6 protein-coding genes, 1 tRNA gene and 2 pseudogenes are annotated in these 7,045 nt (G+C 70.2%); 5 read left to right on the forward strand and 4 right to left on the reverse strand.

Annotated features, from left to right (window positions below; genetic code table 11):
* The coding region (gene epsC / locus ADBZ6I_RS14675) for a serine O-acetyltransferase EpsC (protein ID WP_526385081.1) at window positions 1-543 on the forward strand (543 nt) is incomplete at its 5' end.
* A 26-nt stretch (window positions 544-569) separates the two neighbouring features.
* Window positions 570-1,394, forward strand: a complete 825-nt coding sequence (locus tag ADBZ6I_RS14680) for a crotonase/enoyl-CoA hydratase family protein (protein ID WP_526385083.1) — start codon at window positions 570-572, stop codon at window positions 1,392-1,394.
* A gap of 74 nt (window positions 1,395-1,468) precedes the next feature.
* Here ADBZ6I_RS14680 and ADBZ6I_RS14685 read toward each other — a convergent pair whose 3' ends face one another.
* The 3 genes from ADBZ6I_RS14685 to ADBZ6I_RS14695 all read right to left on the reverse strand — a co-directional run bounded on the left by ADBZ6I_RS14685 (window position 1,469) and on the right by ADBZ6I_RS14695 (window position 3,981).
* The gene (locus ADBZ6I_RS14685; RefSeq protein ID WP_526385091.1) at window positions 1,469-2,989 is read right to left on the reverse strand and encodes a hypothetical protein; all 1,521 of its coding nucleotides are present in this window, start codon (window positions 2,987-2,989) and stop codon (window positions 1,469-1,471) included.
* Between the two features lie 275 nt (window positions 2,990-3,264).
* A tRNA-Ser gene (locus ADBZ6I_RS14690) sits at window positions 3,265-3,351 on the reverse strand.
* Between the two features lie 156 nt (window positions 3,352-3,507).
* The gene (locus ADBZ6I_RS14695; protein WP_526385085.1) at window positions 3,508-3,981 is read right to left on the reverse strand and encodes a MarR family winged helix-turn-helix transcriptional regulator; all 474 of its coding nucleotides are present in this window, start codon (window positions 3,979-3,981) and stop codon (window positions 3,508-3,510) included.
* Between the two features lie 101 nt (window positions 3,982-4,082).
* Here ADBZ6I_RS14695 and ADBZ6I_RS14700 point away from each other — a divergent pair, with 101 nt between their 5' ends.
* The gene (locus tag ADBZ6I_RS14700) at window positions 4,083-5,057 is read left to right on the forward strand and encodes an NAD(P)H-quinone oxidoreductase (protein ID WP_526385087.1); all 975 of its coding nucleotides are present in this window, start codon (window positions 4,083-4,085) and stop codon (window positions 5,055-5,057) included.
* Here ADBZ6I_RS14700 and ADBZ6I_RS14705 read toward each other — a convergent pair.
* On the reverse strand, window positions 5,054-6,250 hold the full coding sequence (locus ADBZ6I_RS14705) for a cysteine desulfurase-like protein (protein WP_526385089.1): 1,197 nt from the start codon (window positions 6,248-6,250) through the stop codon (window positions 5,054-5,056). The two genes, ADBZ6I_RS14700 and ADBZ6I_RS14705, sit on opposite strands and share 4 nt — an antisense overlap.
* 151 nt (window positions 6,251-6,401) lie before the next feature.
* Between ADBZ6I_RS14705 and ADBZ6I_RS14710 the strand changes: the two are divergent.
* Window positions 6,402-6,728: pseudogene (locus ADBZ6I_RS14710) on the forward strand (DUF6541 family protein); the annotation flags it as partial.
* 57 nt (window positions 6,729-6,785) lie between these two features.
* Window positions 6,786-7,045: pseudogene (locus ADBZ6I_RS14715) on the forward strand (DUF6541 family protein); the annotation flags it as partial.

Raw genomic sequence — 7,045 nt, forward strand, 5'->3', positions numbered from 1 at the left:
CGCCTCCACGACCCCGCCGCCCGCGGGGACGTGGAGAACGCCCTGGTCTACTCGGGGTTGCACGCGATCTGGTCGCACCGGTTGGCCCACCGGCTGTGGGCGGTGCCGGCGCTGCGCGGAGTGGCCCGTGGGCTCAGCCAGTTCACCCGGTTCCTCACCGGCATCGAGATCCACCCCGGGGCGACGATCGGGCGGCGCTTCTTCATCGACCACGGTATGGGTGTGGTGATCGGGGAGACCACCGAGATCGGCGACGACGTGATGCTCTATCACGGGGTCACCCTGGGTGGGCGTTCCCTGGAGCACGGCAAGCGCCATCCCTCCCTGGGCGACCGGGTCACCGTCGGCGCGGGCGCCAAGGTCCTGGGGCCGGTCCGCATCGGCGACGGCAGCGCGGTCGGTGCGAATGCCGTTGTCACCCATGATGTTCCGGCTGAATCGATCGCCACTGGAATTCCCGCGGTGATCCGGCCGCGCAGCGAGAAGCAGCGCGAACCGCTGGTCGACGCGACCTGCTACATCGACCCCGCGATGTACATCTGAGTCCGGTCCGCCGTAATTTGGTGGCCATGAGCACCTACGAATCTCTGGCCGTCGAGGTCAAGGACAGCGTCGCCCAGGTCACCCTGCTCGGTCCGGGCAAGGGCAACGCGATGGGCCCGGCGTTCTGGAAAGAACTGCCGGTGGCGTTCGGCGAGCTCGACGCCGACCCTGAGGTGCGGGCGATCGTCCTGAACGGCTCGGGCAAGAACTTCTGCTTCGGGCTGGACCTGTTGGCCATGGGCGGCATGCTGCCGTCCGTGGGCGGCGATTCCGACGGCTCGGCGCGCCCCCGGGCGAAGTTCCACACCGAGGTCAAGCGTCTGCAGGATTCCATCACCGCCGTCGCCGACTGCCGAACACCCACCATCGCAGCCATCCACGGATGGTGCATCGGCGGCGGGGTGGATCTGATTAGCGCGGTGGACATCCGCTACGCCAGCGCCGACGCCAAGTTCTCGGTCCGCGAGGTGAAACTGGCCATCGTCGCCGATGTCGGCAGCCTGGCCCGGCTGCCCTACATCCTGTCCGACGGCCATCTGCGCGAACTCGCCTTGACCGGCAAGGACATCGACGCCGCACGCGCCGAGAAGATCGGCCTTGTCAACGAGGTATTACCGGACGCCGACGCAGCACTGGCCGCCGCGCATACGACCGCCGCCGAGATCGCCGCGAACTCACCGTTGACGGTCCGCGGCATCAAGGACGTACTCGATGAACAGCGCACTGACGAGGTGGCGGCCAGCCTGCGCTACGTGGCGGCCTGGAACGCGGCGTTTCTGCCGTCGCACGACCTCAAGGAAGCCATCACCGCGATGTTCGAGAAGCGGCCGCCGAACTTCACCGGGGATTAAGCACTCCGGATAAGCCACGGCGAGGCTGGGGCGGGGTACGCCCTCAGCCTCGCCGCGGCTTGATGAACTGATTCCTACGGGGTGGCCCCGTCGGTGCCCGGCATCCCGGCGTTGCCGATCAGAGCCGCTGCGCCGCCGTCGCCGCCGGCTCCGCCGGTGCCGCTGAGCAGCGCCGCCCCACCGTTACCACCGTCGCCGCCGTTGCCGAACAAGATCCCGGCACTGCCGCCATTGCCACCGGCACCGCCGCCGGTTCCGCCGGCGCCGCCGAGACCGCCCGCGCCGCCATTGCCGATCGGCGAGAGCCCAACCACGGCCCCACCGTCACCACCGCGACCACCGAGGCCGCTCGCCAGGGCGCCGGCGCCACCAGCGCCGCCGGCGCCGCCACCGCCGCCGAAGGACAGCGGTCCAGAGTCGCCACCGGTACCACCGGCGCCGGCAACGCCGTCACCGTCTGTGTTGGTGACCGCGCCGCCTGCGCCGCCGGTGCCGCCGAAGCCGTTCGTTCCGCCGCCACCACCGCCGGTGCCGCCGTCGCCGCCCGTGGCAACGCCGGCGCCGCCGGCGCCGCCGTCACCACCGCGTCCGCCCGGGATGAGCAGCGCGAAGATCGCGGCCCGCCCGCCGTTGCCACCGGCACCGCCGATTCCGCCGATTCCAGTCGCCGCACCACCAGCACCGCCGTCTCCGGCCGATCGCGTCAGGGCCAAGCCCGCGCCACCACCGCCGTCACCACCGCGACCGCCGACCCCACCGGCGCCAGTCGCAACGCCGCCGGCACCGCCGTTACCGCCGCGTCCGACCAGCACGAACAAGCCGGCGGCACCGCCGGCACCGCCGTTACCGCCGGAGGCAGCCGTCGCGCCGGCACCGCCGTTGCCGCCGTTGCCGAACAGCACACCGCCCAGACCGCCGTTGCCGCCGGCACCGCTGTTGAGGCCCGCAAGACCCGCGCCGCCAGTGCCTCCGTCACCGATCAGGAAGGCGGAACCGCCGAACCCGCCGTTCCAGCCATTGCCGCCGTTGCCGAACAGCAGACCGGCCTGCCCGCCCCGGCATGCCGCCCCGCTGGTGCATGTCGTGGCATCCCACGAGAAACCGTTACCACCGAGCAGGCCCGCGTCGGGGTTCTCAGCAGTGCCGTCACCGAAGAGTCCGGGAGCGGCCGCCTTGAGCATCGAGTCGAGCGACGGGACTGCAATCGCATTCGCCGACGGTGAGGCGATCGTGACGGGTACCGCGGCACCACCCACCGCTGAGGCCGCCGAAGCCCGCGGCGCCGGCACTGCGGCAGCCGGCGCAGGCTTGTTCTGGACGGGTGCTTCGATATCGGGCCCGGTCTCGTCATCGGACGCGGCCGGCGACTCGTTGCCCGCCGATGACGCTGCGGCGTCCGGGGTGTCATTGTCCGAGCCGGCCTGGGACCGGTCGACGTTCGCTCCGCGCCGGTTCCCTTGTGCCGGGCGGGCCGTAGCCCGCTCGGACGATGCTCCCGCATCCGAGGAAGTCGACCCACCTGCACTGTCCGAGCCAGCCCGGTCAGCGTGAGCCCACGGCATCGCGAACACGGCCGAACCGACGCCCAAAGCCACCGCCAAAGCGCCAACCCGACCCACATGCTTCGCCGAACGCACCGCCGGCGTCGCCGCGACGCGATCAGTGTTTTCCGCCGTAAACCACCTAGAGACCGACACTGCCCCTCCTGAGTTGATCATCCGCGGACTGTCCGCGTTCTCAGCGAGTTTTTACCATCCGTGGGGATGTTAGCTCAGCAAATAGGGAGGAAGTCGCTCAGTTTTTGGATCTTGGCCGGGCCGCAGGCCACGTCGTCAGGCAGATAGCTCGGTCCGCGATCGCTGCGAAGCTGCGGTGGCGGAGGGATTTGAACCCCCGGACGGTGTTAGCCGTCTCTCGCTTTCAAGGCGAGTGCATTAGGCCGCTCTGCCACGCCACCGCCGACAAGCGTAGCGGGCGGCGCATCCGATACCGCCGACAAGCGTAGCGGGCGGCGCATCCGATACCGCCGACAAGCGTAGCGGGCGGCGCATCCGATACCGCCGACAAGCGTAGCGGGCGGCGCATCAGGCACCCCGGCGAGCGGAGGAGACGGTCAGGCCCGAGCGGCCTTGCCGTTTCCGTTGCTCCTCAAGCCCGTGCTGATGCGGCGGCAGTTCTCGCCCACAGCCGACACCTGCGCCCGGGTCATCGGCGCCACGAACCGCTGCCGCACCGCTTCGGCGTAGGTCACGATGGCCTCGGAGAAGGCATCCCGGCCGCGATCGGTGATGGTCGCGAGCACGCCACGCCCGTCTTCCGGGCTGGCCTCGCGATGCACCAGGCCGGCTTCTTCCAGGCGGCGGATCTGCCGCGTCACCCGGCTGGGCAACGACACCAGTTGCTCGGCGAGGTCCCCCATCCGCGCCGAGCCGGTCGCCGAATTGCACAGAATCTCCAGCAGCCGCACATCGAGCAAAGTCAGCCGGTGCTGCTCGGACAAAGTCCGATTCAGCGAGCCGTAGACCCGCAGCGTCGCATCGATAAAGCTCTCCCACGCGCAAGCCTCGGCGGGGTCCAGACCCGGCATTCGACTAACAGCAGTCTCCAGTGAACTCCCGCCCATGCTGGCAATGTTAGGCGATCAGTCGATTTAGTCCGGTGGTTTCGCGCGCTAGTAACGTCGGCACCATGCGCGCCGTCGTCTCCGAATCCGGCAACCTCGCGTGGCGGGAGGTCGCGGACGTGTCGGCCGGCCAGGGGGAGGTTCTGGTCCAGGTTCGTGCCGCCGGGGTGAACCGGGCCGACCTGTTGCAGGCCGCCGGGAGATATCCGCCCCCGCCGGGAGCGAGCGACATCCTGGGCCTCGAAGTCGCCGGGGTGATCAGGCAGCTCGGCGATGGTGTGACGAATTGGTCTGTCGGCCAAAATGTTTGCGCGCTGCTGGCAGGCGGTGGTTACGCCGAATACGTAGCGGTTCCGGCGGCGCAGGTACTGCCGGTTCCCGACGGGGTCGGGGTTACCGATTCCGCCGGCCTACCGGAAACCGCCTGCACGGTGTGGTCGAACCTGGTGATGGCCGCCGGTCTGCGCCCGGGCGAGACGCTGCTGGTGCACGGCGGGGCCAGCGGCATCGGCTCCCACGCCATCCAGGTCGGCACAGCAGTGGGGGCCCGCGTCGCGGTGACGGCCGGATCACCGGCCAAACTGCGGTTCTGCACCGAACTGGGTGCCGACGTCGCGATCTGCTACCGCGACGAGGATTTCGTTGAGCGGATTCGGGCGGTCACCGGCGGCCGCGGCGCCGACGTGATCCTGGACCTTATGGGTGCGTCCTACCTGGACCGCAATCTGTCCGCCCTGGCCCTCGACGGGCGACTGGTGATCATCGGGATGCAGGGCGGGGTCAAAGCAGAGCTCAACATCGGCACGCTGATCGGCAACCGACTGACGGTGCTGGGCACCGCCCTGCGCGGCCGGCCGGTGGACGGCCCGCACGGCAAAGCCGAAATCGTGGAGGCAGTAAGGACTTTCGTGTGGCCGATGATCGCGGCAGGGACGGTGCGGCCGGTCATCGGTGCCCGCTTCCCCATGGACCGGGCCGCGGAGGCGCATCGTGCGCTGGCCGCCGGCGAGGTCGCCGGGAAAGTGCTGCTGACTCTCTAGCCCAGCGACGCCAGCGTACGGACCAGGTGGTCCACCTCGGCCATCGTGGAGTAGTGCGCCAGGCCCAGGGTCACCGCGCCGCCGATCTCCTCCACGCCGAGTAGTTCCAGAACCCGGGAGTTCGGGTTACCGATGGCCAGGACGCCGTTGTCGGCGAGTCGCTGCACCACCCGCTCGGCCGGGACGCCGGTCACCGCAATGCTGATCAGCGGGATACGCACCGGCGGTTCGCCGATCACCGTGACCAGCGGCAAAGAGCTCAGCGAGCTGAGCAGGTAGTCGAACAGCCCATCGAGATAGGTGTGCGCGGATTGCATTGACTGCGCAAGCCTTTCGCGCCTGCTCCCCCGGGCGTCCTCGTCCAGGCCGGCCAGGTATTCCACACTGGACACCACACCGGCCAGCAGTCCGTACTGATGCATGCCGAGTTCCAGGCGGGCCGCGCCGGTGGCGTTCGGGTCGGTCGACACCGACCCCAGCGTGTCGGTCAGCCCAGGGTTGCGGAACACCAGCGCGCCGATCGGGGGGCCGCCCCAGGCTGCGGCGTTGATCGCCACCACGTCGGCCTCGACCTCGGCGATGTCGAGCAGCCGGTACGGCGCCGCCGCCGAATGGTCGACCACCACTAGGCCGCCGTTGTTGTGCACCAGCTTGCTCACCGCGGCGACGTCGATGACGGTGCCCAGCGCCGACGACGCCGACGGGATCGCCACCAGCCGGGTATCGGCGCTCAGCAGGTCGTCCCACTGCCACACCGGCAGCTCACCGGTCTCGATGTCGACCTCGGCCCACTTCACCTTGGCGCCGAAGCGGTCGGCCGCACGCAACCACGGGGCGATGTTGGCCTCGTCGTCGAGCCGGCTGACCACCATTTCGCTGCCCAACCCGGCCCGGGTGGAGGACGCGTCGGCCAGCGAGGCCAGCAAGACCGCCCGGTCGGATCCCAGAACCACGCCCGCCGGGTCCGCGTTGAGCAGATCGGCCACCGCCTGGCGGGCGGCGTCGAGCAGTGCCGCGCTGCGCTGGGCCGCCGGATGGGGACTCGCGGTGTTAGCCGCAGCGCTGCGGAACGCCGTTGAAACGGTGGTAGCTACGGACTCCGGAACCGCCATCCCGGCCTGGGCGTCGAAGCGCATCCAGCCGTCCCCGAGCGCCGGATGCAGCCCGCGCACGCGTGCGACGTCGTATGCCATCGCACCACCTTCGAAGGTTCCCCGAACTGCGTCGGCCCCGCCGAAGCCGGGCAACCGACCCGACCGGCCCGGGACCGCACACCATACTAGGCCAGTGAACTTCGGCCTCGGCGTCCTGGCCGCAGCCGTGTTGCTGATACTCCCGGGCGCCGTGGTCGGCCGGGCCGGCGGATTGCGCTGGCTGCCGGCGCTGGCGGTCGGGCCGGCGCTGACCTACGGCGTCGTCGGGTTGACCATCGTCCCGCTCGACGCACTGGGCATCCGGTGGAATGCGATCTCCGCAGTCGGCGCCCTGGCGGTCACGGCGGCACTGCTGGCCGCCGGCCGCGTTTTGCTGGCCCGCCACGCAACCCCGGCGGAATCGGCCCGCACACCCGCCACCAGTCAAGTGGACGGGCCGGCGCTGACGGCGGCCGCGGGCGTGGTGTTCGGGGCCGCCGCCATCGGCTACGCGGCCTGGCGCGGCATGCCGAACTGGCAGTCGATCCCGAGCAACTGGGACGCGGTCTGGCATGCCAACACCGTCCGGTGGATTCTGGCTGCGCTGCCGGGCGCGCGGGACACCCTGATCGGCAACGCCAACGTCGACGGCAGCGCCTGGATGTACGCCGTGGCCGGCCTGCACCCGCTGTGGACGCACTACGACTACCCGGTTCAGCAGGGGCCGGGCCGCAACCGATTCCTGTTCTGGGCCTATGCCGACGACGCCGACCACGATCCGCGGATTGCCGAGGTGGTGCGGGCGCTGAACATCAAATATGTGCTCATCAGCAGCCCCGTCGTCCGGGGTTTCGT

Origin of the sequence: Mycobacterium sp. (assembly GCF_044342925.1) — a bacterium.
Taxonomy (GTDB): Bacteria; Actinomycetota; Actinomycetes; order Mycobacteriales; family Mycobacteriaceae; genus Mycobacterium.

Excerpts from the sequence above, each read along its gene's own strand:
- ADBZ6I_RS14695 (WP_526385085.1), bottom strand. The coding sequence starts at position 3,981 with ATGCCGGGTCTGGACCCCGCCGAGGCTTGCGCGTGGGAGAGCTTTATC.
- ADBZ6I_RS14705 (WP_526385089.1), bottom strand. The coding sequence starts at position 6,250 with ATGGCATACGACGTCGCACGCGTGCGCGGGCTGCATCCGGCGCTCGGG.
- ADBZ6I_RS14700 (WP_526385087.1), top strand. The coding sequence starts at position 4,083 with ATGCGCGCCGTCGTCTCCGAATCCGGCAACCTCGCGTGGCGGGAGGTC.
- ADBZ6I_RS14680 (WP_526385083.1), top strand. The coding sequence starts at position 570 with ATGAGCACCTACGAATCTCTGGCCGTCGAGGTCAAGGACAGCGTCGCC.